General features: G+C 43.5%; 19 protein-coding genes and 1 tRNA gene. 15 read left to right on the top strand and 5 right to left on the bottom strand.

The window, feature by feature from the left end:
* Positions 1–7 precede the first annotated feature (7 nt).
* Genes murD through C511_RS0101625 form a run of 8 tightly spaced genes read left to right on the top strand, consistent with a single transcriptional unit; the run spans position 8 to position 9,206 of the window.
* A complete protein-coding gene (murD, locus tag C511_RS0101660; RefSeq protein WP_024995385.1) occupies positions 8–1,339 on the top strand; it encodes a UDP-N-acetylmuramoyl-L-alanine--D-glutamate ligase in 1,332 nt (443 codons plus the stop codon).
* A gap of 27 nt (positions 1,340–1,366) precedes the next feature.
* Positions 1,367–2,644 carry an FtsW/RodA/SpoVE family cell cycle protein gene (locus C511_RS0101655; protein WP_024995386.1) on the top strand — a complete coding sequence of 426 codons (1,278 nt, stop codon included), beginning with the start codon at positions 1,367–1,369 and terminating at the stop codon, positions 2,642–2,644.
* 14 nt (positions 2,645–2,658) lie between these two features.
* The gene (murG, locus tag C511_RS0101650) at positions 2,659–3,777 is read left to right on the top strand and encodes an undecaprenyldiphospho-muramoylpentapeptide beta-N-acetylglucosaminyltransferase (RefSeq protein WP_024995387.1); all 1,119 of its coding nucleotides are present in this window, start codon (positions 2,659–2,661) and stop codon (positions 3,775–3,777) included.
* A 2-nt stretch (positions 3,778–3,779) separates the two neighbouring features.
* A complete protein-coding gene (gene murC / locus C511_RS0101645) occupies positions 3,780–5,156 on the top strand; it encodes a UDP-N-acetylmuramate--L-alanine ligase (RefSeq protein ID WP_027317693.1) in 1,377 nt (458 codons plus the stop codon).
* Positions 5,153–5,923: a cell division protein FtsQ/DivIB gene (locus C511_RS0101640; protein ID WP_024995388.1), complete on the top strand. Its 771-nt coding sequence runs from the start codon at positions 5,153–5,155 to the stop codon at positions 5,921–5,923. Before murC ends, C511_RS0101640 begins: the two co-directional genes overlap by 4 nt.
* A gap of 39 nt (positions 5,924–5,962) precedes the next feature.
* Entirely contained in the window at positions 5,963–7,396 is a 1,434-nt protein-coding gene (gene ftsA / locus C511_RS0101635; protein ID WP_024995389.1) for a cell division protein FtsA, read from the top strand.
* Positions 7,397–7,415: 19 nt separating this feature from the next.
* Positions 7,416–8,726 carry a cell division protein FtsZ gene (gene ftsZ, locus C511_RS0101630; protein WP_027317692.1) on the top strand — a complete coding sequence of 437 codons (1,311 nt, stop codon included), beginning with the start codon at positions 7,416–7,418 and terminating at the stop codon, positions 8,724–8,726.
* Between the two features lie 30 nt (positions 8,727–8,756).
* The gene (locus C511_RS0101625) at positions 8,757–9,206 is read left to right on the top strand and encodes a GatB/YqeY domain-containing protein (RefSeq protein WP_024995390.1); all 450 of its coding nucleotides are present in this window, start codon (positions 8,757–8,759) and stop codon (positions 9,204–9,206) included.
* 291 nt (positions 9,207–9,497) lie between these two features.
* Here C511_RS0101625 and recO read toward each other — a convergent pair whose 3' ends face one another.
* A complete protein-coding gene (recO, locus tag C511_RS0101620) occupies positions 9,498–10,226 on the bottom strand; it encodes a DNA repair protein RecO (protein ID WP_024995391.1) in 729 nt (242 codons plus the stop codon).
* 285 nt (positions 10,227–10,511) lie between these two features.
* Between recO and C511_RS0101615 the strand changes: the two genes are divergently transcribed.
* The 3 genes from C511_RS0101615 to gyrB all read left to right on the top strand — a co-directional run bounded on the left by C511_RS0101615 (position 10,512) and on the right by gyrB (position 13,037).
* A tRNA-Glu gene (locus tag C511_RS0101615) sits at positions 10,512–10,583 on the top strand.
* Between the two features lie 40 nt (positions 10,584–10,623).
* Positions 10,624–10,878: a 30S ribosomal protein S20 gene (rpsT, locus tag C511_RS0101610; protein ID WP_024995392.1), complete on the top strand. Its 255-nt coding sequence runs from the start codon at positions 10,624–10,626 to the stop codon at positions 10,876–10,878.
* A gap of 200 nt (positions 10,879–11,078) precedes the next feature.
* Positions 11,079–13,037 carry a DNA topoisomerase (ATP-hydrolyzing) subunit B gene (gyrB, locus tag C511_RS0101605; RefSeq protein ID WP_024995393.1) on the top strand — a complete coding sequence of 653 codons (1,959 nt, stop codon included), beginning with the start codon at positions 11,079–11,081 and terminating at the stop codon, positions 13,035–13,037.
* 102 nt (positions 13,038–13,139) lie between these two features.
* On the opposite strand, the gene C511_RS0101600 is transcribed toward gyrB, so the two are convergent.
* A complete protein-coding gene (locus C511_RS0101600; RefSeq protein WP_024995394.1) occupies positions 13,140–13,721 on the bottom strand; it encodes a DUF3109 family protein in 582 nt (193 codons plus the stop codon).
* A 63-nt stretch (positions 13,722–13,784) separates the two neighbouring features.
* A complete protein-coding gene (gpmI, locus tag C511_RS0101595; protein WP_024995395.1) occupies positions 13,785–15,299 on the bottom strand; it encodes a 2,3-bisphosphoglycerate-independent phosphoglycerate mutase in 1,515 nt (504 codons plus the stop codon).
* A 226-nt stretch (positions 15,300–15,525) separates the two neighbouring features.
* Here gpmI and C511_RS0101590 point away from each other — a divergent pair, with 226 nt between their 5' ends.
* Positions 15,526–16,452 carry a magnesium transporter CorA family protein gene (locus tag C511_RS0101590; RefSeq protein ID WP_024995396.1) on the top strand — a complete coding sequence of 309 codons (927 nt, stop codon included), beginning with the start codon at positions 15,526–15,528 and terminating at the stop codon, positions 16,450–16,452.
* Here the strand turns inward: C511_RS0101590 and C511_RS0101585 are convergent.
* Both C511_RS0101585 and C511_RS0101580 read right to left on the bottom strand, forming a co-directional pair.
* Positions 16,449–17,048: a ribonuclease HII gene (locus C511_RS0101585; protein ID WP_024995397.1), complete on the bottom strand. Its 600-nt coding sequence runs from the start codon at positions 17,046–17,048 to the stop codon at positions 16,449–16,451. The two genes, C511_RS0101590 and C511_RS0101585, sit on opposite strands and share 4 nt — an antisense overlap.
* A 92-nt stretch (positions 17,049–17,140) precedes the next feature.
* Positions 17,141–19,345: a sodium-translocating pyrophosphatase gene (locus C511_RS0101580; protein WP_027317691.1), complete on the bottom strand. Its 2,205-nt coding sequence runs from the start codon at positions 19,343–19,345 to the stop codon at positions 17,141–17,143.
* A 361-nt stretch (positions 19,346–19,706) separates the two neighbouring features.
* Here C511_RS0101580 and C511_RS17670 point away from each other — a divergent pair, with 361 nt between their 5' ends.
* Genes C511_RS17670 through C511_RS0101565 form a run of 3 tightly spaced genes read left to right on the top strand, consistent with a single transcriptional unit; the run spans position 19,707 to position 24,576 of the window.
* On the top strand, positions 19,707–19,883 hold the full coding sequence (locus tag C511_RS17670) for a hypothetical protein (RefSeq protein WP_154657444.1): 177 nt from the start codon (positions 19,707–19,709) through the stop codon (positions 19,881–19,883).
* Between the two features lie 14 nt (positions 19,884–19,897).
* Positions 19,898–22,303, top strand: a complete 2,406-nt coding sequence (locus C511_RS0101570; RefSeq protein ID WP_024995398.1) for a glycoside hydrolase family 127 protein — start codon at positions 19,898–19,900, stop codon at positions 22,301–22,303.
* Between the two features lie 14 nt (positions 22,304–22,317).
* Positions 22,318–24,576 carry a S9 family peptidase gene (locus tag C511_RS0101565; protein WP_051260427.1) on the top strand — a complete coding sequence of 753 codons (2,259 nt, stop codon included), beginning with the start codon at positions 22,318–22,320 and terminating at the stop codon, positions 24,574–24,576.
* The last annotated feature ends 11 nt before the right edge of the window (positions 24,577–24,587 follow it).

Below are 24,587 nucleotides of genomic sequence, written 5' to 3'. Positions count from 1 at the left end.
AAATAATATGAAAAGGATTGTAGTATTAGGAGCGGGCGAGAGCGGAGCCGGTGCAGCAGTATTGGCCAAGGTAAAAGGGTTCGACACCTTTGTATCCGACATGTCGAATATATCAGAGAAGTATAAGAATTTACTCAAAAAGCATGATATTTCTTGGGAAGAAGGCAAGCATACGGAAGAGTTGATTCTGAACGCTGACGAAATCATTAAAAGCCCGGGTATACCCAATGAAGCTCCCATAATCCAAAAGTTAAAAGCACAGGGCACCTCTATTATTTCGGAAATAGAGTTTGCTGGCAGATATACCAATGCCAAGATGATATGTATCACCGGCAGTAACGGCAAGACCACTACTACTAGCTTGATATATCACATCTTTAAAAGTGCGGGATTGAATGTTGGCCTGGCCGGTAACATCGGAAAAAGTTTAGCTTTGCAAGTTGCAACCGAACAACACGACTACTATATTATTGAGTTGAGTAGTTTCCAATTGGATGACATGTACAACTTCCGTGCAAACATTGCCGTATTGATGAACATAACGCCCGACCACCTGGATCGTTATGATCACAACATGCAAAACTATATTAACGCTAAGTTTCGGATAGCTCAAAATCAAACGCAAGACGATGCCTTCATCTTCTGGAATGATGATCCTATCATTAAACAAGAACTGAGCAAACATGGCATCAAAGCCCAGCTTTATCCTTTTTCAGCAATTAAAGAAGAAGGAGCCGTTGCCTATGTTGAACAGCATGAAGTGGTTATCAACAAACCTATCGCTTTTAACATGGAGCAAGAGAAATTAGCGTTGACCGGCACGCACAACCTATACAACTCCCTTGCCGCAGGAATCTCGGCTAATTTAGCCGGAATAACCAAAGATGATATTCGCAAAGCACTGTCTGATTTCAAGGGTGTAGAACACAGACTTGAGAAAGTAGCACGCGTAAGAGGCATAGATTTTATCAATGATTCTAAAGCGACCAATGTAAATTCATGTTGGTATGCCTTGCAAAGTATGCCTACAAAAACCATACTTATATTAGGCGGAAAAGATAAAGGAAATGATTATACTGAAATAGAAGATCTGGTTAAAGAGAAATGTAGTGGTTTAGTATATTTGGGATTGCACAACGAAAAACTACACACTTTCTTTGATCGATTCGGCCTGCCCGTAGCAGACGTACAAAGCATGAAAGATGCAGTAGACGCAGCCTACAAAATGGCACAGAAAGGAGAAACCGTGCTCTTGTCACCTTGTTGTGCCAGTTTCGACCTCTTCAAAAGTTACGAAGACAGAGGAGAACAGTTTAAAAAATGCGTTTTAGAATTATAAATTAGCAATTTGTAAACCGATGAATGAATGGATTTAGTTAAAAACATATTTAAAGGAGACAAGGTCATCTGGATTATTTTCCTCTGTCTATGCCTTATTTCCATCATTGAAGTGTTTAGTGCTGCCAGTACCCTTACGTATAAAAGCGGAGATCACTGGGGACCTATTACGCAACACTCAGTCATATTGATGGTAGGTGTAGTAGTGGTGGTATTCATGCACAACATTCCTTATAAATGGTTTCAGGTTTTTCCTGTGTTCTTGATTCCTTTGTCATTGGTTTTACTGGCATTGGTTACCTTAATGGGCGTACTGACCGGTGACCGTGTAAATGGAGCTGCCCGTTGGATGACCTTCTTTGGAGTTCAGTTCCAACCATCAGAACTGGCCAAAATGGCTGTGATTATTGCCGTATCATTTATTCTATCAAAGAAACAAGATGACGAAGGAGCTAATCCGAAAGCTTTTAAGTACATCATGTATATCACAGGGGCTATTTGTATTCTCATCGCACCCGAGAACCTGTCGACAGCCATGTTGTTGTTTGGCGTTGTTTTTTTAATGATGTTTATCGGTCGGGTAGCCATGAAAAAACTACTTTCATTGATTGGTATATTGGCTTTAGGTGCCGGCTTGATGGTAGCAGTGGTATTTGTTGTACCCGAGAATAGCGAGTTACCTTTTTTACATCGTCTCAGTACATGGAAAAGTCGCATCACCAATTTCACAAGTAAAGAAGAAGTCCCGGCTGCCAAATTTGATATTGACAAAGACGCACAAATAGCACATGCCCGCATAGCCATCGCCACCAGCAACGTAGTTGGTAAAGCACCCGGAAATTCAGTTCAGCGTGACTTCCTGAGTCAGGCTTTCTCCGATTTCATATATGCTATTATCGTAGAAGAATTAGGCTTGCTGGGAGGAGGCTTCGTAACTATGCTCTATATTTGGCTACTCATCCGAGCCGGACGTATTGCAAAGAAGTGCGAACGAACGTTTCCGGCTTTTCTGGTCATGGGCATTGCCTTGATGCTGGTATCTCAGGCCTTGCTCAATATGATGGTTGCCGTAGGATTATTCCCCGTTACCGGACAACCCCTACCGCTTATTAGTAAAGGAGGAACCAGTACCTTGATTAATTGCGCCTACATTGGCATGATATTGAGTGTAAGCCGTTACACCGCAAAACTGGATGAAGAAAAAGAGAAGAATAATCAAATTCAGATGGAAATTGTAGCACCCGATGAAGAAGCGGCCGAGCCCACCTCTCAAATGTTGAACAGTGACGCTGAATTTGAAGAATAACAATAAGAATGCAAATGGAAAAGAAAATCAAAGTAATTATAAGCGGAGGAGGAACCGGCGGACATATTTTTCCGGCTGTATCCATTGCAAATGCGGTTAAGGAACAACACCCCAACGCTGAAATTCTTTTTGTGGGTGCTGAAGGCCGAATGGAAATGCAACGTGTTCCGGAAGCTGGTTACAAAATTATCGGATTACCAGTGGCAGGTTTCGACAGAAAACATTTACTGAAGAATATCTCTGTACTGATAAAACTAGCTAAAAGTCAATGGAAAGCCAGAGCTATAATCAAAGAATTTAAACCTGACGTGGCAGTAGGTGTAGGGGGTTATGCAAGCGGTCCTACGTTAAAAGCAGCAGGCATGATGGGAGTTCCCACCCTGATTCAGGAACAGAATTCGTATGCGGGAGTAACCAATAAACTTCTTGCCAAGAAAGCACACAAAATATGTGTTGCTTATGATGGGATGGACAAGTTTTTTCCTTCGAAAAAGATCATCATGACAGGCAATCCTGTACGCCAAGCCCTTCTCAACAATAAGGTAAGCAAAGAAGATGCTCTGGCTTCATTCGGACTCGACAGTCGTAAGAAAACGATTCTTATTTTAGGAGGAAGTCTGGGTGCCCGTACCATCAACCAATGCGTTATGGGAAACCTCGACAAAATCAAAACGTCTGAGGTACAATTTATCTGGCAAACAGGAAAGATTTACATCGACCAGGCACGCAAAGCTGTTGAAGAAGCTGGTGAAAGTGAGAACTTACATGTCACCGATTTCATCAAAGACATGGCAAGTGCTTATGCCGCAGCCGATCTTGTTATCTCCAGAGCCGGTGCCGGATCCATTTCTGAATTTTGCCTGCTGGGCAAACCGGTTATTCTGGTACCCTCACCTAACGTAGCAGAAGATCACCAAACAAAGAATGCAATGGCTCTGGTCAACAAACTTGCAGCAATTTATGTAAAAGACGCCAGCGCTAACGCCGAACTGATTGACAAAGCACTGCAAACGGTGACAGACGAAAAATTATTAAAAGAATTAAGTGATAACATTAGCAAACTAGCTTTACCCGACTCGGCAAACATCATTGCACATGAAGTATGGCAGCTAGCCACTAACAAACAAAGATAAAGATGAATTTAGCAGATATCAAATCAGTATATTTTGTAGGTGCAGGTGGCATTGGTATGAGTGCCTTGGTTCGCTACTTCTTATCCATAGGCAAATTCGTAGCCGGATACGACCGCACTCCCAGCGAACTTACCGAGCAACTCATAGCCGAAGGAGCCGCCATACACTACGAAGAAAACATTGATTTAATTCCACCCATGTGCCTCGACAAAGAGGCTACTTTGGTTGTTCTCACTCCTGCTGTTCCCAACGAGCATGCTGAGTTGTGTTATTTCAAGGAAAACGGTTACACCATTCAGAAGCGGGCACAAGTGTTGGGTACAATCACCCATGCAAGCAAAGGGCTTTGCGTAGCGGGTACACATGGTAAAACAACGACCTCAACCATGACAGCCCACCTGCTGCATCAGTCGCATGTAGGATGCACCGCTTTTCTGGGAGGTATTTCAAAAAACTACGGCACCAATCTTTTGTTGTCAAAAGATAGTCCTTACACAGTCATTGAAGCGGATGAATTCGATCGCTCCTTCCATTGGCTTTCACCCTACATGTCGGTTATCACCTCTACAGACCCCGACCATCTCGACATTTACGGAACGGAAGAGGCTTATTTGCAAAGTTTTGAGAAGTACACTACATTGATACAACCCGGCGGATGCCTTATTATGCGAAAAGGAATTAGTTTGAAACCCCAGGTACAAGTAGGCGTAAAGGTATACACTTATTCAAAAGAAGAAGGCGATTTCCATGCCGAAAACATCCGCATAGGCAATGGTGAGATTCAAATTGATTTTGTTGCACCCTATTGCACGATTAAAGATATCAAACTAGGCGTGCCCGTAAGCATTAACATTGAAAACGGAGTAGCCGCCATGGCATTGGCATATCTTAACGGAGTAACTCCCGAAGAGATTAAAAGAGGAATGGAAAGTTTCCGGGGAGTTGATCGAAGATTCGACTTCAAACTAAAGAATGAAAAGGTTGTCTTCCTGAGTGACTATGCACACCATCCGTCCGAAATCAAGCAAAGCGTGATGTCTATTCGCGAACTTTATGCCGACAGAAAGATTACAGCTATTTTTCAGCCGCACTTGTATAGCCGCACGCGTGACTTCTATAAAGAATTTGCCGACAGCTTGTCTTTGCTCGATGAAGTGATTCTGCTCGACATCTACCCGGCCAGGGAACTTCCCATACCCGGAGTGGACAGCGAATTGATATACAACCATCTCCGTCCGGGGATTGAAAAAACATTGTGCAAGAAAGAAGAGATTCTCGATGTTGTGAAAAACAAGCACATTGAAGTTTTGATTACCCTTGGAGCAGGCGATATTGATAATTACGTACCCGCTATTGAAAAAATACTTGCAGCCCGATGATTAAAAGAATTCTTCTGTCACTTATCATGCTACTACTGATAGCCTATCTGGTAGTAGCCGTAACCGCCTTTAACAAAAGACCGGCAGACAGGATATGCAGTGACATGGAATTAGCGATCAAAGATTCTGTGAATGCCGGATTTATAACCAGACAAGAAATAGCTACGTTAATGCATCGAAAAGGCATCTATCCGGTAGGCAAGAAGATGGATCGTATACACACCAAATCTCTGGAGAGAGAGTTGAATAAGCATCCTCTCATTGACCGTGCCGAATGCTATAAAACTCCCAGCAACAAACTCTGCATAGAAATTACTCAACGTGTACCGGTATTAAGAATAATGAGCAACAATGGCGAAAATTACTACATTGACAACAAAGGCAATATCATGCCGCCCGAGTCAAAATGTGTTGCGCATCTGGCTATTGTAACCGGAGAAGTAGAAAAATCTTTCGCAACGAGGTATTTACATAAGTTTGGTGTATTTTTGCAGCAAAATGATTTCTGGAATGCTCAGGTAGAGCAAATTAACGTATTACCCGGAAAAGAAATAGAATTAGTTCCAAGAGTGGGTAATCATATTGTATATTTGGGAAAAATAGATAACTTTGAGGAAAAACTTTCTCGTCTCAGATTATTTTACGAGAAAGCATTGAATCAGGTAGGGTGGAACAAATATTCTCGTATCAATCTGGAGTTCAATAACCAGATAATATGTACCAAACGAGACAGTACGGATACCGCCCGGCCACAAGTAAAGTTATAGAAACATTTGGTTAATAGTCTAAATAGAAAAATAGATATGGTGTCAACAACAGATTTTATAGCCGCTATCGAGATCGGTTCGTCAAAGATTGCCGGAATGGCAGGCCGCAAAGCGGGTGACGGGAGCATAGAAGTTCTGGCATACGCTGAAGAACAATCGGGTTCATTCATCCGTAAAGGAACCATTTATAATCTGGATAAAACAGCGCAAGCGCTTACATCAATTATCAATACGCTGGAAGGCTCTCTTGGTAACGAGATAGGCAAAGTATATGTCGGCATGGGAGGACAGTCATTACGCACAGTGAGAAATCTGGTGGGCCGCGACTTGAAAGAAGATACAATCATTTCCCAAGAGCTGATTGACTCCATCTGCGACGAGAATCTGGCAATTCCGCTTATCGACATGGATATTCTTGATGTGGCACCACAAGAGTATAAAATAGGTAATAACCTGCAGGCAGATCCTGTGGGAGTTGCATCTAGTCACATTGAAGGAAGATTTTTGAATATTGTGGCTCGCTCCATTGTAAAGAAAAACCTTGAAAGGAGTTTCGAGCAAGCTAAAATTAACATAGCCGATTTATTTATTTCCCCACTTGTTATGGCCGAAGTGGTTCTGACTGAAGGAGAAAAAAGAGCAGGCTGCGCATTAGTCGACTTCGGCGCCGACACAACGACCATCTCTATCTACAAAAATAACATCCTGAGATTCCTTACCGTACTTCCATTAGGAGGCAACGCTATTACACGAGACGTTACAACTTTGCAAATAGAAGAGGAAGATGCCGAGAAACTAAAGAAGCAATTTGGGAATGCTCTCTTTGAAGAAGAGGAAGAGCCCGTTGAATGCCAAACAGAAGATGGAAGTCGCAGTTTCGAATTGCAAACGCTCAATAATATCATTGAAGCAAGAGCTGAAGAGATTGCAGCCAACGTGTGGAACCAGATACAGCTTTCCGGATTTGACGACAAGCTCAACGCAGGTATCATTATCACAGGGGGCGGATCCAATCTCAAAAACATGGACGAGCTGATCAAAAGAAAAAGTAAAGCAGAGAAAGTAAAGGTAGCACGGTTTGTGCGCCATGCTGTTCATGCTTCCACAGAGCTCCTGAAAAAAGACGGAACACAAAACACCATTTTAGGTATCCTCTTTGCCGGAGAGGAAAATTGTTGTCTGGAAGAAAAGCCAGTCATTCAGAAATCTTATACAGAAGCCGCTCCTGCGTCAACCGTAGCACAGAAAGAAATTTTCGAAGAAGACGAGTTCCTCAAACAACAAGAAGAAGAAGCCAAGGCTGCTAAAAAGTTGAGAGATGAGGAAGAAAAGCGGAAGAAAGAAGAAGAAAGACTAAGAAAGATAGAAGAGAAAAAAAGAAAAGAAGCCGAAAAAGCAAATAGACCAGGTTGGTTTAAGAGCACGTTCGACAAGATTTCTAATGAGATATTCTCTGATGACGATATGAAATAACCTGTAACGATAGCAAGATATGGACGAGATAGTACAATTTGATTTCCCAACCGATTCACCAAAGATTATCAAAGTAATAGGAGTTGGAGGTGGCGGCGGTAACGCTGTTAATCACATGTTCAAAGAAGGTATTCACGATGTGACTTTCGTACTTTGCAATACCGACAATCAGGCCCTGGCCGAATCTCCCGTTCCCGTTAAGTTACAACTGGGACGTTCCATAACCGAAGGACTCGGTGCAGGTAACCGCCCCGACAGGGCAAAAGACGCCGCCGAAGAAAGCATTGAAGAAATTAAAGATTTGCTGAACGACGGAACCAAAATGGTGTTCATAACCGCCGGTATGGGTGGCGGAACAGGTACAGGTGCTGCTCCGGTTATTGCCCGCATTGCTAAAGAAATGGATATACTAACCGTAGGTATTGTAACCATTCCTTTCATTTTCGAAGGAGAAAAGAAAATTATTCAGGCGCTGGACGGTGTTGAACGCATTGCACAGCACGTTGATGCCTTGCTGGTCATCAATAACGAACGCCTGCGCGAAATTTATTCTGATCTGACCTTCATGAATGCTTTCGGAAAAGCCGATGATACACTCTCCATTGCCGCCAAAAGTATTGCAGAGATTATCACCATGAGAGGAACCGTGAACCTCGACTTTGCCGACGTGAAAACCATCTTGAAAGATGGTGGCGTAGCCATCATGAGTACAGGCTTCGGCGAAGGCGAAAGCCGTGTGACCAAAGCCATTGATGACGCCCTGCATTCACCGTTGCTCAACAACAACGATATATTCAACGCCAAGAAGGTAATGCTCAACGTCTCATTCTGTGATAAGTCAGAATTGATGATGGAAGAAATGAACGAAATACACGAGTTCATGAGCAAGTTCCGTGAAGGCGTGGAAGTGATTTGGGGTGTTGCAATGGATAATTCGCTCGATATGAAAGTGAAAATCACTGTACTTGCTACCGGATTCGGCATGGAAGATGTTCCCGGTATGGACAGTGTGCTTCAGAAACGCAGCCAAGAAGAAGAAGAGCGTCAGATGTTGCTGGAAGAAGAAAAGGAAAAGAATAAAGAGCGTATTCGCAAAGCTTACGGAGAAAGTGCCAACAGCATCGGAAGCAAGAACTTTCGCAAGCGCAGACACATTTATCTGTTCAGCGCAGAAGATCTTGACAATGACGATATCATCTCGATTGTTGAAGAATCACCAACGTACCTCAGAGACAAGACAACCCTGAGCAAAATCAAGAATAAGGCCATAGCCGACGAAGAGCAACAAATTCAAGAAACAACAGAAGAAAGTGGAGTTATCACATTCTAATTAGTAACAAACTAATAATTTCATTATATAATGGATCTATTTGATAAAGTCAGCGAAGACATTAAAAACGCAATGAAGGCAAAAGACAAGGTTGCCCTCGAAACTTTGAGAAACGTAAAGAAATTCTTTATTGAAGCCAAAACAGCTCCGGGAGCCAACGATACGCTAGCCGATGCCGATGCACTTAAAATACTGCAGAAGCTTGCTAAACAAGGAAAAGACTCTGCCGACATCTACCTGCAACAAAACCGCCAGGATTTAGCCGATGCAGAGCTTGCTCAAGTGAAAGTAATCGAGTCATACCTTCCCAAACAACTCAGTGTAGAAGAACTCGAAGCGGCTTTAAAAGAGATTATTGCAGAAGTAGGCGCTACAGATGCCAAAGACATGGGCAAAGTAATGGGAGTAGCTTCTAAAAAGTTGGCAGGAATTGCAGAAGGACGCGCCATTTCGGCCAAAGTAAAAGAGTTGCTCGGATAAAGACACCCGGTGCAGGTGAAGTAACGCTACATAAAATGCATGAAAAAAGTATCACCAAGTATCACCAACTCATCAACTAACTGATAACCAGTTTATTATGGGTGATACTTTCCTGAAAAAAAGCCTCACCAAGTATCACCAAGTATCACCAACTTTTTTGCAGGTGAACAATTCTAGTCACCACCCGGATGTACACACCTTGTACACCTGGGTTTAGGCAATCTGCAGACCCGGATGTATAACATGTGTACACCCGGGTCTACAAGAAAAATGGCCACGAGCAAATCTTTCTTAACCGAAAAGCTCTTGCAAGACCGACAACGACTTTAGCACCGGGAACTCGGGTATATGAAGCCGGTAATACTCATTTAAGATAACCAGACACCTCATTCTCTCCACTCTATTCATACTAAAAAGATGCATCGTTTCATAATTCATACGCATCAATTGCTTAATTCGGGCAGCCTCATCGGGTCCTACATAAAATACATGATGCGATGGTTTAGTTGCAACAAAACAAGCATTCAACAAATCAAAATAATCACCTTCCGCATAGTCATCAAGATTGGGATACAACCCTATAAAGCGTGAAAAGCGCATCAGAAAAACAAGATGAAAGTTCGCAAAATCAGACTGGCATTCATCAAGCCAAGTGATAGAATGCTTTAAATAAGCAAAAAGCGACTCATTTTCAGTTTCCTCACGCACACCACGATAGAGAAATTCGGCTAAAAACAAAGCAATGGCCGATTTATATGGATCATAAGGAATCGTTGTATAAGGAAGGTAAGAACGAGCCTCCTTGATGCGATGCAAGGAACTACCCGGTCTCCAGTCAGAGTCAAACTCAATCATAGCCAACGGCTGAAACAACACTGATTTCAACGCATTCTTGCGCGAACGAGGAACAGTGACCAGGTACGAAGTCCTGCCCGAATGCTCGGTATACATATCAACAATGTTCGAAGAATCATTGTATTTCAGCACATGAAGTACTATTCCTACTGTTTTTTGCAACATAAAAACCACATTATATTAAGCGCAGAAGCATAGCAAAACTACAAAATTAGAACCTGAAAGACAAGCACAAAAATTAAATCAAAAAAATATTGGTAAATAAGAAGAAAAAAATCATCACATTAAAAAGGCTTATTATCAGCATATAAGGCACGAATATACACTTAAAAATGAAAACTATTTTAAAACTTCATAGAATAAACATTTTGCCAATTCAAAAATAGTCCCTACATTTGCATCCGCAATCGGGAACAAAGCCTGACAGGCAAGCAGAAATGCTTCTACGATGGCCCATTCGTCTATCGGTTAGGACGCAAGATTTTCATTCTTGAAAGAGGGGTTCGACTCCCCTATGGGCTACAATTAAAGAAATATAACGAATTTAAAAAGATTAGTCGAAATGGCAAATCATAAATCATCAATCAAGAGAATAAGACAAGAAGAGAAAAGAAGACTTCATAACAGATATTATGGCAAGACCATGAGAAACGCTGTTAGAAAACTTCGCTCGACTACTGAGAAGGCAGCAGCTGTTGCAATGTTCCCTAGTGTAGCTAAGGTTATTGATAAATTAGCTAAAACTAATGTTATACACAAGAACAAGGCAAGCAACCTGAAGTCTAAGCTAGCTCTTCACATCAATAAGCTCGCTTAATCTAGGTAGCAATCTACTTGTATAGACAATATACAGGCCGAACTTTTTAGTTCGGCCTTATCTGTTTTTAGTCATCACACACACCATAAAACTAAATCGTCCAACTTTATCTTAAATTCTATATTTTTCACTACATAATACTTCCCCAACTGATATCTTTTCACTATATTTGCTCTGTTATTACAATTAGAAAACATATTATGACTGAAGAACAAATTGCTACCAATAACGGCGCGTATTCTGCCGATAGTATCCAGGTACTTGAAGGGCTTGAAGCTGTAAGAAAACGCCCTGCGATGTATATTGGCGACACTGGCTTGAAAGGATTGCACCACTTGGTATATGAAGTCGTAGATAACTCTATTGACGAAGCACTGGCAGGCTATTGCGACCGCATCGATGTGACAATCAACGAAGATAATTCAATTACGGTTCAGGACAACGGACGTGGAATTCCGGTTGACTACCATAAGAAGGAACAGAAATCGGCTTTGGAAGTGGCAATGACTATACTTCACGCCGGTGGTAAGTTCAACAAAGGTTCTTACAAAGTCTCGGGCGGTTTGCATGGTGTAGGTGTTTCGTGCGTAAATGCACTTTCTACTCACATGACCACACAGGTAGAAAGAGACGGAATACTCTACCAACAAGAGTATGAATGCGGAAAACCCCTCTACAGCGTTAAAGAAGTAGGTCCGGCAACCGGCAATGGAACTCGTCAAACTTTCTTGCCTGACGCTTCCATATTCACTGAAACAGTTTACAAATATGAAATATTGGCAACCCGCATGCGCGAGCTTGCCTACCTTAATGCAGGTATCACCATTGTACTGACCGACCGCAGGGTTGTCAACGAAGAGGGTAAGGTTAAGAGCGAAAAATTCTTCTCAGAAAACGGTCTGAAAGAGTTTGTTCGTTTCATTGATTCATCGCGTGAGCATCTGATTAATGATGTAATCTACCTGAATACCGAAAAACAAGGTATCCCCATTGAAGTGGCTATCATGTATAACACTTCATTTTCAGAAAACATACACTCTTACGTAAACAACATCAATACCATTGAAGGAGGTACGCACTTGGCCGGATTCCGCCGTGCACTGACTCGTACACTGAAGAAGTACGCTGAAGACTCCAAAATGCTTGAGAAAGTGAAGATAGAGATTGCCGGAGACGACTTCCGCGAGGGGTTAACAGCTGTTATATCCATCAAAGTAGCAGAACCTCAGTTCGAAGGACAAACCAAAACTAAATTGGGTAACAATGAGGTAATGGGAGCCGTTGACCAAGCTGTAGGCGAAGCGTTGACTTATTACTTAGAGGAGCATCCGAAAGAAGCCAAAATGATTGTAGACAAAGTAATTTTGGCTGCAACAGCACGTCACGCAGCACGAAAAGCACGTGAAATGGTGCAACGCAAATCGCCGATGTCTGGTGGCGGATTGCCCGGTAAACTAGCCGACTGCTCGGACCGTGATGCTGATCGTTGCGAATTATTCCTTGTCGAGGGTGACTCGGCAGGTGGAACTGCCAAGCAAGGACGTAACCGTATGTTCCAAGCCATTCTTCCACTACGTGGTAAGATTTTGAATGTGGAGAAAGCCATGTACCACAAGGCACTCGAAAGCGAAGAAATACGTAATATATACACCGCGTTGGGCGTTACTATCGGAACCGAAGAAGACAGTAAAGCGGCTAACATCGAGAAGTTGAGATACAAAAAGATCATCATCATGACCGATGCCGACGTCGATGGTTCTCACATCGACACATTGATCATGACTTTCTTCTTCCGTTATATGCCCGAAATCATTCAGAACGGTTACCTGTACATCGCTACTCCCCCGCTCTACCTTTGCAAGAAAGGAAAAACAGAAGAGTACTGCTGGACCGACGCACAACGTCAGAAATTCATTGAGCTTTACGGTGCAGGAGAAGAAAAAGCCGTGCACACTCAGCGATACAAAGGTTTGGGAGAGATGAACGCACAACAGCTTTGGGAAACAACCATGGATCCTGAAAACCGTATGCTGAAGCAGGTGAATATTGAAAATGCTGCTGAAGCAGATTATATTTTCTCCATGTTGATGGGTGAAGACGTAGGCCCCAGAAGGGAATTCATTGAAGAGAATGCAACTTATGCCAATATTGACGCATAAGGCACAATCACAGTCAACCTCATAACGAAAAGCGCCGGACGAAAGAAATTCTTTCAATCCGGCGCTTTTCTTGTTCTTACACTAGAACAAACTATTCACACATTAAATGTGATTACTTTTGCGTAATTCTTCGGCTACAGACTCCATTTCGTTGTACCATGCTTCACCAAACTTACGTATTAAAGGTTCTTTCAGGAACTTGTAAACCGGAACATTCTCTTTCTGACCCAGAATCACAGCAGCTTTGCAAACATCCCAACGATGGTAATTAACGGCTTTATAAGGACCATAGTTACCCACACGAATGGGATATAAATGACACGAAACCGGTTTGTAGAAATCAACTTTCCCATCGCGGTAAGCCTTCTCTATGGCGCAATAACAACAACCTTTCTCGTCATAACAAGTAAACACACAATCCTTACCATTGACGATTGATGTTACCAAGTCACCATCCTGATCCGTGTAACACACTCCTTGCCTGTCTATAATCTCGCGAGCCTGTGGTGAAAGTTGATCCCAAATAACCGGAAGAACCTTCTCCAATTCAGCCACCTCCTCCTCTTCCAGAGGCGCACCGGCATCGCCCTCAATGCAACATTGTCCTTTGCAAGCATCCAGATTACAAATAAATTTCTCCCGAAAAACATCGAGCGAAACAACTACATCATCAATTTGTACCATACATATACAACATAAAAAAACGGGAGAATGAATCTCCCGTTATAATTACTCAAGAGAAATTTCTTATTTCACTAAAACCTTTCCAGTCATCTCTTTAGGAGCTTCCAAGCCCATCAGTTTCAAGATAGTTGGAGCCACATCCGCCAAACGTCCGTTTTCAACCACTGCATTCGTGTTCTCAGAAACATAAACACAAGGAACGGGATTGAGCGAGTGAGCTGTGTTAGGGCTGCCATCTTCGTTAACCGCATTATCAGCATTTCCGTGATCGGCAATGATGATAGCCTCATAGCCTTGCGCTTTAGCCGCCTCAATGGTTTCTTTTACACAAGTGTCAACAGCAGTTACAGCCTTTTCAATTGCTTCATATACACCGGTGTGACCAACCATGTCACCGTTTGCATAGTTTACAACAATAAAATCGAATTTATTTTCATTGATAGCAGCTACCAACTTATCTTTCACTTCATAAGCACTCATCTCTGGCTTTAAGTCGTAAGTAGCAACCTTAGGTGATGCTACCAAGATACGTTCTTCTCCTTCGTAAGGAGTTTCACGACCACCATTGAAGAAGAAAGTTACGTGTGCATACTTTTCAGTTTCTGCAATGTGCAACTGAGATTTACCTTGTTTAGACAGATATTCGCCCAATGTATTTTCTACATTGTCTTTATCGAACAATACGTGCACATTTTTAAATGAAGCATCGTAAGGAGTCATACAGTAATACTGAAGTCCCGGCACTGTTTGCATTCCGGCTTCCGGCATATCTTGCTGAGTTAAAACAACGGTCAGCTCTTTAGCACGGTCGTTACGGTAATTAAAGAAAATAACCACGTCACCTTCTTTAATTCTTCCGTCGAAGTTAGCGTTTACAATAGGCTTAATAAACTCGTCAGTAACACCTTCATCATAAGACTCCTGTACAGCCTCAACCATGCAGGTTGCTTTTTTACCGGTTCCGTTTACCAACAAATCATAAGCTTCTTTCACACGTTCCCAACGTTTGTCACGGTCCATAGCATAATAACGGCCTATGATGGAAGCAATCTTGCCGGCAGAAGCCTGGCAGTATGCATCCAGCTGCTCAATAAAGCCTTTTCCGCTTTTAGGGTCTGTATCACGACCATCCATAAAACAGTGAACAAATGCATTCTCAATACCATATTCTTTGGCTATATCACAAAGCTTAAACAAATGATCGAGAGAGCTATGTACTCCACCGTCAGAAGTCAACCCCATGAAATGAATATTTTTGCCATTCTCTTTGGCATACGTAAAAGCCGCAACGACTCCAGGGTTTTGCATAATGCTATTGTCGCGACAAGCCAGGTTAATCTTCACCAAGTCCTGATAAACCACACGGCCCGCACCGATGTTGAGGTGACCGACCTCAGAATTTCCCATTTGACCATCGGGCAAACCTACATTTTCGCCACTGGCCTGTAGTTGTGAATTGGGATAGGTTTTTACTAAATAATCCCAATAAGGAGTAGGAGTATTGAAAATAACATCAGCTTTTCCGTGATTTCCGATTCCCCAACCGTCGAGAATCATTAAAAGGGCTTTTTTACTCATAATTATGTTAGTTTATAGATTCCTTATTTTTTCGGAGGCAAAGTTACAAAAAAAGGCCGTTAACGAGCTTTAATTCAAATGATTTATCTACTTTTGTGCTGCAAAAAATCATAAATAAAAATATGGACGATTCAAACCCGCGAACGTGCAAAGATAATATGAACTAAAGCGAACAGAGTCACACTCATGCTGTCTCTGCTCGACCAACTAACGAAAGGAGGCAATAATGAGAACCTATCTTTATTGTGAGGCCGGCTTTGTCGAAAAGCCGAACTGGCAGCCTAACTGCTGGATTAACGTAGTTTGTCCCGACGAAGGCGATTTTCAATTTCTACTCAATAAACTGGGAGTACCCGAGTCTTTTCTTAGAGATATTGCCGATACAGATGAGCGCCCAAGAACCGAGACAGAAGAGAACTGGCTGCTAACCATCATCCGCATCCCCATGCAGAGTCCCCAAAATGGTATTCCGTTTACAACCGTGCCTATTGGTATTATTACAAACAACGAAATTACCATTTCAGTATGCTATCATCATACTGAAATTATTCCTGATTTTATAAGCTACACACGTCGCAAGAACCTCATCGTACGCAATAAGTTCGATCTTATATTACGTCTTATTTACTCTTCAGCTGTATGGTTTCTAAAATACCTGAAGCAAATAAACAACGATGTGACAAGTGCGGAAAAGGAACTTGAACGGAGCATTCGTAACGAAGACTTGCTTCGTCTTATGAAACTTCAAAAGACATTGGTCTATTTCAACACCTCCATTCGCGGCAACGAAATCATGATCGGTAAGTTAAAAAGTATCTTTCAAGAACCAGAGTACTTGGACGAGGAGCTGATGGAAGACGTTATCACCGAACTCAGGCAGGCGTATAACACAGTAAATATATACAGTGACATTTTAACGGGAACAATGGATGCTTTTGCATCCATCATATCAAACAACGTGAATACCATCATGAAACGAATGACCAGTATTTCAATTATCCTGATGGTTCCCACACTCATTGCCAGTTTTTACGGGATGAATGTTGATATTCATTTGGATACCATACCACATGCATTTGCCATCATTGTATTATCATCCGTGTTTCTGTCTGCCCTTGCATTCGTTATTTTCAAAAGAATCAAATGGTTTTAAAACAGTTCCAGTTGCGCGTCACCCAGTAGGTTATAACTCAACCGATGATAAGGCGAAGGGCCATTAACCGCAATTGCGGCACGGTGCTTCTTAGTAGGATAACCCTTGTTGTGATCCCAATCATAGCAAGGGAATTCTTCGTGCAAACCATTCATGTAATCGTCACGGTATGTTTTTGCCAAAATAGAGGCTGCTGCAATAGAAAGATACTTGCCATCGCCTTTGATCACAGTAGTATGAGGAATGGAAGGATATGCTTTGAATCGGTTTCCGTCAATAATTAAATGTTCCGGCCGGATCTTTAATTGATCGACAGCCCGATGCATAGCCAGAAAAGAAGCATTCAATATGTTGATTTTATCTATTTCCTGAGGCGTAACAACGCCGACGGCCCATGCAATAGATTCTTTCTCTACCACTTCGCGGAGCAAATAACGTTGTTTTTCGGTCAGTTGTTTGGAATCGTTCAATAATTCATTCTTGAAGTCGGGAGGTAATATAACCGCTGCCGCGTAAACTGATCCGGCCAAACATCCGCGTCCGGCTTCATCACAACCGGCTTCAATCAGTCCTTTATTCAAATAGGGTAATAGCATACAAAAAGATTTTGCGGACAAAGATACAATTCTTCTCTTCAAAGAAATACAAGCTATCAGAAAAAGAACCATCTTAGTCCGCAAAACAACGATCAGAATAAACTCCAGGCAACGGTGAGTCCCGCCATAACAATAGCTACCATGCTCATTAACTTAATAAGAATGTTCAAGCTGGGGCCCGAGGTATCTTTAAAAGGATCGCCAACGGTATCACCAACCACAGTAGCCTTGTGAACTTCTCCACCTTTACCGCCTAAGTTACCTTCTTCAACAAACTTCTTGGCATTATCCCATGCACCACCGGCATTGGCCATAAAGATGGCAAGAACAAAGCCACTACTTAATCCTCCGATAAGCAACCCCAACACACCGGGCACACCAAATATCAATCCGGTTGCTATGGGAGCAATAATAGCCAGAATAGAAGGAAGCACCATTTCCTTTTGTGCACCTTTGGTAGAGATAGCTACACAACGTTCATAATCAGGTTCTGTTTCTCCGGTGAGAATCCCCTTGATTTCTCTAAACTGCCTGCGCACCTCATCGACCATGTGTCCGGCCGCACGGCCTACAGCATTCATCGTTAATCCGCAAAACAGGAACGCCATCATCGATCCGATAAACATTCCCGAGAGAACTTTCGGATTCATCAGTGTTACATTATAATAATCCATGAAATCGACAAAAGTAGCATCGGCAGTTTTAATAGCTCCCCCATGCGGCAACGCTATTTCCATTGTACCCAAACGGGTAAGTCCGATACGGATTTCTTCCACATAAGAAGCCAGCAAAGCCAAACCCGTCAGCGCAGCCGAACCAATAGCAAACCCTTTCCCCGTAGCGGCAGTCGTATTACCCAACGAGTCGAGAGCATCTGTTCGCTTTCTTACCTCTTCGCCCAAAGCCGACATCTCGGCATTGCCTCCTGCATTGTCGGCTATAGGGCCATAAGCATCAGTAGCCAGCGTAATACCCAAAGTTGAAAGCATCCCTACTGCCGCAATACCTATGCCATACAACCCCATGCCCACGTTGGCAAAATCAAAGCCGGAAGCAAACAAGTAGGAAGCAATAATGCCCACTACAACAGCCAAGACAGGAATTGCAGTCGACAACATACCCAATCCAATACCTGAAATAATGACCGTAGCCGGTCCTGTTTTGCCGCTCTCAGCTAGATACCTGGTGGGCTTATATGACTGTGAAGTATAATATTCCGTAGAGCGTCCGATAATAATTCCAACAATCAGCCCTACAACCACCGAACAAGAAATATACATCCAGTTATCAATCTGTAGTAACCAGAGAATAAAGAAAGTAGCAGCCACAATTAGCACAGAACTTAAGTTGGTTCCAAACGCCAGGGAATTCAGCAAATCTTTCATGGTGGCATTCTCTTTGGTACGAACTGAGAATATTCCGGCAATAGAAAGCAATATGCCCACGGCAGCAATCAACATAGGCGCTATGACAGCTTTGAACTGCATTGCCGCGTCGGCCGTATGAATAAAAGCAGCGGCCCCTAACGCCGCAGTGGCTAAGATAGAGCCACAGTATGATTCGTACAAATCGGCTCCCATTCCGGCCACATCACCCACATTATCACCTACATTATCTGCTATGGTAGCAGGATTTCGCGGATCGTCTTCGGGGATCCCGGCTTCCACCTTACCCACCAAATCGGCCCCTACATCGGCCGCTTTGGTATAAATACCACCACCAACACGAGCAAACAAAGCTTGTGTGCTGGCTCCCATACCAAATGTCAGCATGGTTGTTGTAATGATACACAACTTATGTGTAGGTGAAAACACATCGGCAGGAATTACTGCATTTAACAGCAAATACCAGAAAGCGATATCAAGCAGTCCCAAGCCAACAACGACGAGCCCCATCACCGCACCGCTTCGGAAAGCAATACGCAAACCGGCATTCAGAGAAGTACGTGCGGCATTCGCTGTACGAGCAGAAGCATAAGTCGCCGTTTTCATTCCCAAAAAGCCCGATAAGCCGGAAAAGAAACCGCCTGTTAGAAAAGCCACAGGCACCCATGGGTTCTGTACCTGAAATCCGTAAGCCATGATGGAGAACAAGATAACCAATCCCAAAAAGACAAAAGCAACAACTTTATATTGCTGCTTCAGGTAAGACATCGCCCCTTTACGTACTGCAGCCGCTATTTTTACCATCTGAGGAGTGCCTTCACTCTCCTTCATCATCTGTTTATGAAAATAATAGGCAAAACACAGGGCTGCAAAAGCCGACAGGGGAATCATCAAAAAAAGTAAGCTATCCATAGAATATTAATTTAGAGGTTCAATGGCTTAAAAATATTCATTATCAATGAGATAAACAATGAAATATTTCATAAAAAAACATTCGGATGAATTATTCCGAAAAAAAAGACTGTTCCCTTTAGGTAAAGCAACAAACTGTTTACACTTTTTTATGCTTGAGAGCGAAATCAGCCGGAGCTACTACTCGAGATTCAGGCTAACGACTATAAAGCAAGGCGTTTCCTGACTGAGAGACGTATAGCCGACCTGACATCTTCAGAAGGAGAATTACAAAAAATCATGCTGTGCAATGGTAAAGAACCTCGCTGCGGTGTGATTTTTCACTGCGAACGGTAAAAAGATTAAAGAAAAGGATATTGTCTTGCTTTTACCTGAAAGTAAGTACGTAACTTTGGGCAGAACAGCCATTGGCGACTGGCCGTATAGCGGTTTTCTTCATTCATTGAAAGTGTATGCAGGCGTTATACAAGAAGAAGAGGTGTTGCAACACTACCAAATGAGCAAACCAGGCAAAAAACAACAATTAAAAAGTAACTAATAATAAAGAATACCATGAAAAAGAGTCTATTTACCATCATTCTAGCCTCGGCTACTGTGTTAGCAAATGCTCAGAAGAAGCATGAACAGACAGGATATCCGGTCAATCCGGTGCCTTTTACCGCTGTGAAAGTGACCGATTCATTTTGGGGGCAACGCCTTAATGCCAGTCGTGAAGTAACCATACCGCTGGCATTCAGCAAATGTGAAGAGACAGGGCGCTACCTGAACTTTGTCAGGGCAGCACATCCTAGTGACACCATTACCGTAGGTGGATTGGCTTTTGATGATACCGACGTGTATAAAACCATTGAAGGAGCCAGTTACTCAATGCAAACGTATCCCAATAAGAAGCTGGATAAATACATTGACAGCGTTTTGGTTATTGTAGCTGCCGCGCAAGAACCGGATGGTTACCTTTACACCGCACGTACGCAAAATCCCAAACACCCACACGAATGGGCAGGAAGCAAACGATGGGAAAAGGTTGAAGACTTAAGCCATGAATTTTATAATTTGGGGCACATGGTTGAGGGTGCCATTGCACATTATCAAGCTACAGGAAAACGCAATTTCCTTGACATTGCGATTAAGTATGCCGACTGCGTATGTCGGGAAATTGGAGACAAGCCGGGACAAACCGTAGCAGTTCCCGGTCACCAGATTGCCGAAATGGCATTGGCTAAACTATACTTGGTAACCGGTGACAAGAAGTACTTGAATCAAGCCAAGTTCTTCCTTGATAAAAGAGGATACACCACCCGCACCGATGAATATAGTCAGGCTCACAAACCGGTTGTTCAGCAAGACGAGGCCGTGGGGCATGCTGTGCGTGCCGCCTATATGTATTCGGGCATGGCAGATGTAGCCGCACTTACCGGAGACACAGCCTACATTCATGCCATAGATAAGATATGGGATAATATAGTGACCAAAAAGCTCTATGTTACGGGCGGAATTGGTGCCACCAGTCACGGCGAAGCATTCGGAAAGAATTACGAGCTGCCCAACATGTCGGCCTATTGCGAAACCTGTGCCGCTATTGGTAACGTATACCTTAATCACAGATTGTTCTTGTTACACGGTGAATCAAAGTATTACGATGTGCTGGAGCGCACACTCTACAACGGACTAATCTCCGGTGTATCTCTTGATGGAGGCGGCTTCTTCTACCCTAACCCGCTTGAGTCTATTGGTCAGCACCAACGTCAGCCCTGGTTTGGTTGCGCCTGCTGTCCGTCCAACATCTGTCGCTTTATCCCCTCCGTTCCGGGATACGTATACGCCGTTCACAACAACGATGTTTACGTAAACCTCTTCATGGGCAACAGCGCCGATGTAAAAGTGAATGGTAAAACAGTACACTTACAACAAGAAACAAACTACCCCTGGTCGGGCAACATTCAATTGAACGTATCACCTAAAGGCAAACAAACGTTCAATCTGAAAATCCGCATCCCCGGATGGGTTAAGAACAGTGCAGTACCGGGCAACTTATACAGCTATACAGATAAGAAAAACCTTCATTACAGCATCAAAGTCAACGGAAAAGCCGTTGAGGCAACTGAAGAAAAAGGATACTTTACCATTCAGCGAAGCTGGAAAAAGGGCGACTCAGTAGAGATACATTTTGATATGGAAGCCCGTACCGTTAAAGCTCACCCGCTGGTGGAAGCCGACAGAGGTAAAATTGCCATTGAAAGAGGTCCGCTGGTTTACTGTGCTGAGTGGCCCGATAACGACTTTAGCGTGCTAAGCATTCTGTTGAACAAGAAGCCACAGTTCGAAGTCCTCTCCAAACCCGAACTATTATACGGCATAAACATGCTGCAAACAGATGCACAAACACTGAGCTACGATGCCAACGGCCGCTTAGTGGCCAAAGATGTGAGGCTCAACCTGATTCCTTACTATGCATGGTCGCACCGTGGTAGCGGTGAAATGGCGGTATGGTTACCCGTTGACCTCAATGCCACTCGTCCGGCTATGCCCCCTACTGTTGCATCAGAAAGCAAAGTTTCTGCTTCGCACATGGTCAAAGCCATCAATGCCATCAACGACGGACTGCTGCCGAGAGACGAGTTTGACCGCTCCGCTCCTTACTACCATTGGTGGCCTAAAGAAGGAACAACAGAATGGATTTCGTACTCCTTCAACTCTCCCAAAACCCTTTCGCGTTCAACCGTATACTGGTATGACGATGCTCCCTGGGGTGGATGTCGCGTTCCGGAATGGTGGAAGCTATACTACAAAAACAGCGCAAACCAATGGGTTGAGGTTGAGTCGGCAAACCAATACGGAACAGAGAAAGGTGTGGGCAATGAAGTGATCTTCGCACCCGTTACCACTCAAGAGATGAAATTGGAAGTAAAGCTTCCCGCCGGTAATGCCTCCGGACTTTTTGAATGGGAAGTAGAATAACAAAAAACGCACAAATGAAACCTTTTATAAAACAATTCATAAGCTACACCGGTGCATGGCTATTATTGGTCGTGCAGCCGGTGGGCACTCTCTCCGCACAAGGCACGGCAGATGATTACCGCAGAGCATACGCACTACGTAAAGAGTTCAGCAACAAAGTTTATTACGGAGATGTTCGTCCGCAGTGGATTGGCAACACTCACAAATGCTGGTACACCAACCATACGCCCGAAGGGAAACAGTACGTATTGGTTGATGCCCAAGCTAAAAGTAAGAAAGCTCTGTTCAATCAATCCAAACTGGCTGCATTGCTGTCGAAGCATAGTGCTACAAAAGTAGAAGCCAACAACTTGCCCATTCAGCAATTAACGGTCAACGCCTCCTTAGATACATTGAAATTCATCTTCAACAACCATAGATGGAGTTACGCTGAAAAGAAAAGCAGTTTGAAAGATGAAGGCGTTCCCGAAAAACCAAGTAACCGATATTGGGCAGAAGCTGCCGACGAACAAACCGGAGAACCGGTGGTATCGCCCGACGGTAAGCAAACTGCCTTTATCAAAAACAGCAATGTATATGTAAAGGACAATAAAACAGGAATCGAAAAGCCCATGAGTTTCGACGGTTCCCCGGGAGAATTCTACTCTGCTTACCTGCAATGGTCGCCCGATTCTAAAAAAATAGCCGCAATGAAAGTCCGTCCCGCCGAAAAACGATTCATTTACTTCGTTGAATCTTCACCGGCCGACCAACTTCAACCCAAGTTGCATAAGCGAGAATATACCAAACCGGGAGACGCACTACCTTTCAGACGCCCTTGCATCTTCCATACGGAAACAGGTAAAGCTTGCATTCCGGATACAAAGCTATTCGACAAACAGTTTGATGTACACGGTTTGGACTGGGATGCTCAAAGCCGGACCATTCTGTTTGAGTACAATGAACGGGGGCATCAAACCTATCGGGTGTTGGAATTATCGGCAGAAACCGGACAGGTGCAAACGATTATTGAAGAGAAAAGCCCCACTTTCGTGAACTACACCCGTTATTTCCGTAAGGACTTGCAAAACGGCAACGAGATAATCTGGATGAGTGAGCGGGACAATTGGAATCATCTTTATCTGTACGATCGCCACAACGGAAAAGTAATCAATCAAATAACAAAAGGACAATGGTATGTTAGGGAAGTATTGCATGTGGATGAAGAACAACGCGTCATATACTTCTCGGCCAACGGCATGGTGCCCAACGAAGATCCGTATCTGTTGCGTTACTATCGCATTCATTTTGACGGTAGCGGACTGACTTGCCTTACTCCCGAAGAAGGTATGCATCAGGCAACCTTTTCGGCCGACAGGAAATATTTCATCGATGTTTACTCGCTGGCACACAAAGCGCCTGTAGCCATCCTGAAAGAAGCCGAACAAGGGAAAGTGGTTATGCCGTTAGAAACAGCCGACATCTCCGAGCTGACAAAAGCCGGATGGAGAGCTCCGGAAGTATTTTGCGCCAAAGGTCGTGACGGACAAACCGATATGTGGGGAATCATTGTGAGGCCTACAAATTTTGACCCGAACAAGAAATATCCCGTTATTGAATACATCTACGCCGGTCCCGGAAGCCATTATACTCCCAAATCTTTCCTGGCTTACAACTGGAACATGACCAGTTTGGCTGAACTGGGCTTCATTGTGGTACAACTCGATGCCATGGGCACTTCGTTTCGCTCAAAAGCGTTTGAAGATGTGTGCTACAAAAACCTCAAAGATGCCGGTTTCCCCGATCGAATCGCATGGATAAAAGCAGCATCTGCCAAGTATCCGTATATGGATGCCGAGCGAGTGGGCATATTTGGAGCCTCGGCAGGCGGACAAGAATCGACTACCGCCGTGCTCCTCCACCCCGAGTTTTACAAAGCTGCCTACTCCTCCTGCGGATGTCACGACAATCGCATGGATAAAATCTGGTGGAACGAACAATGGATGGGCTACCCCATTGGCAAGGAGTACGAAGAATACTCTAACGTGTACAACGCTCATTTGCTTCAACGCCCGTTAATGCTCGTGGTAGGTGAGATGGACGATAATGTTGACCCGGCCTCAACCCTGCAAGTGGCCAATGCTTTGATTAAAGCAAATAAAGACTTTGAGCTTGTTGTGTTACCCGGAGTAAATCACACCATGGGCGGTGACTATGGAGAGCACAAAAGGTTTGATTTCTTTGTTCGTCACCTGCTAAAGGTAAACCCTCCGGCTTGGGACGAAATTAAATAAACTATTCATTT

This window comes from Bacteroides graminisolvens DSM 19988 = JCM 15093 (genome assembly GCF_000428125.1).
Lineage (GTDB): Bacteria > Bacteroidota > Bacteroidia > Bacteroidales > Bacteroidaceae > Bacteroides > Bacteroides graminisolvens.
This window is presented reverse-complemented; position numbering and strand designations above follow the sequence as displayed.

Excerpts from the sequence above, each read along its gene's own strand:
- C511_RS0101625 (WP_024995390.1), top strand. The coding sequence starts at position 8,757 with ATGGATCTATTTGATAAAGTCAGCGAAGACATTAAAAACGCAATGAAG.
- C511_RS0101640 (WP_024995388.1), top strand. The coding sequence starts at position 5,153 with ATGATTAAAAGAATTCTTCTGTCACTTATCATGCTACTACTGATAGCC.
- gpmI (WP_024995395.1), bottom strand. The coding sequence starts at position 15,299 with ATGAGTAAAAAAGCCCTTTTAATGATTCTCGACGGTTGGGGAATCGGA.
- murG (WP_024995387.1), top strand. The coding sequence starts at position 2,659 with ATGGAAAAGAAAATCAAAGTAATTATAAGCGGAGGAGGAACCGGCGGA.
- murC (WP_027317693.1), top strand. The coding sequence starts at position 3,780 with ATGAATTTAGCAGATATCAAATCAGTATATTTTGTAGGTGCAGGTGGC.
- C511_RS0101565 (WP_051260427.1), top strand. The coding sequence starts at position 22,318 with ATGAAACCTTTTATAAAACAATTCATAAGCTACACCGGTGCATGGCTA.
- C511_RS0101580 (WP_027317691.1), bottom strand. The coding sequence starts at position 19,345 with ATGGATAGCTTACTTTTTTTGATGATTCCCCTGTCGGCTTTTGCAGCC.
- C511_RS0101600 (WP_024995394.1), bottom strand. The coding sequence starts at position 13,721 with ATGGTACAAATTGATGATGTAGTTGTTTCGCTCGATGTTTTTCGGGAG.
- ftsZ (WP_027317692.1), top strand. The coding sequence starts at position 7,416 with ATGGACGAGATAGTACAATTTGATTTCCCAACCGATTCACCAAAGATT.
- C511_RS0101655 (WP_024995386.1), top strand. The coding sequence starts at position 1,367 with ATGGATTTAGTTAAAAACATATTTAAAGGAGACAAGGTCATCTGGATT.
- C511_RS0101590 (WP_024995396.1), top strand. The coding sequence starts at position 15,526 with ATGAGAACCTATCTTTATTGTGAGGCCGGCTTTGTCGAAAAGCCGAAC.
- murD (WP_024995385.1), top strand. The coding sequence starts at position 8 with ATGAAAAGGATTGTAGTATTAGGAGCGGGCGAGAGCGGAGCCGGTGCA.
- gyrB (WP_024995393.1), top strand. The coding sequence starts at position 11,079 with ATGACTGAAGAACAAATTGCTACCAATAACGGCGCGTATTCTGCCGAT.
- C511_RS0101585 (WP_024995397.1), bottom strand. The coding sequence starts at position 17,048 with ATGCTATTACCCTATTTGAATAAAGGACTGATTGAAGCCGGTTGTGAT.
- rpsT (WP_024995392.1), top strand. The coding sequence starts at position 10,624 with ATGGCAAATCATAAATCATCAATCAAGAGAATAAGACAAGAAGAGAAA.
- recO (WP_024995391.1), bottom strand. The coding sequence starts at position 10,226 with ATGTTGCAAAAAACAGTAGGAATAGTACTTCATGTGCTGAAATACAAT.
- C511_RS0101570 (WP_024995398.1), top strand. The coding sequence starts at position 19,898 with ATGAAAAAGAGTCTATTTACCATCATTCTAGCCTCGGCTACTGTGTTA.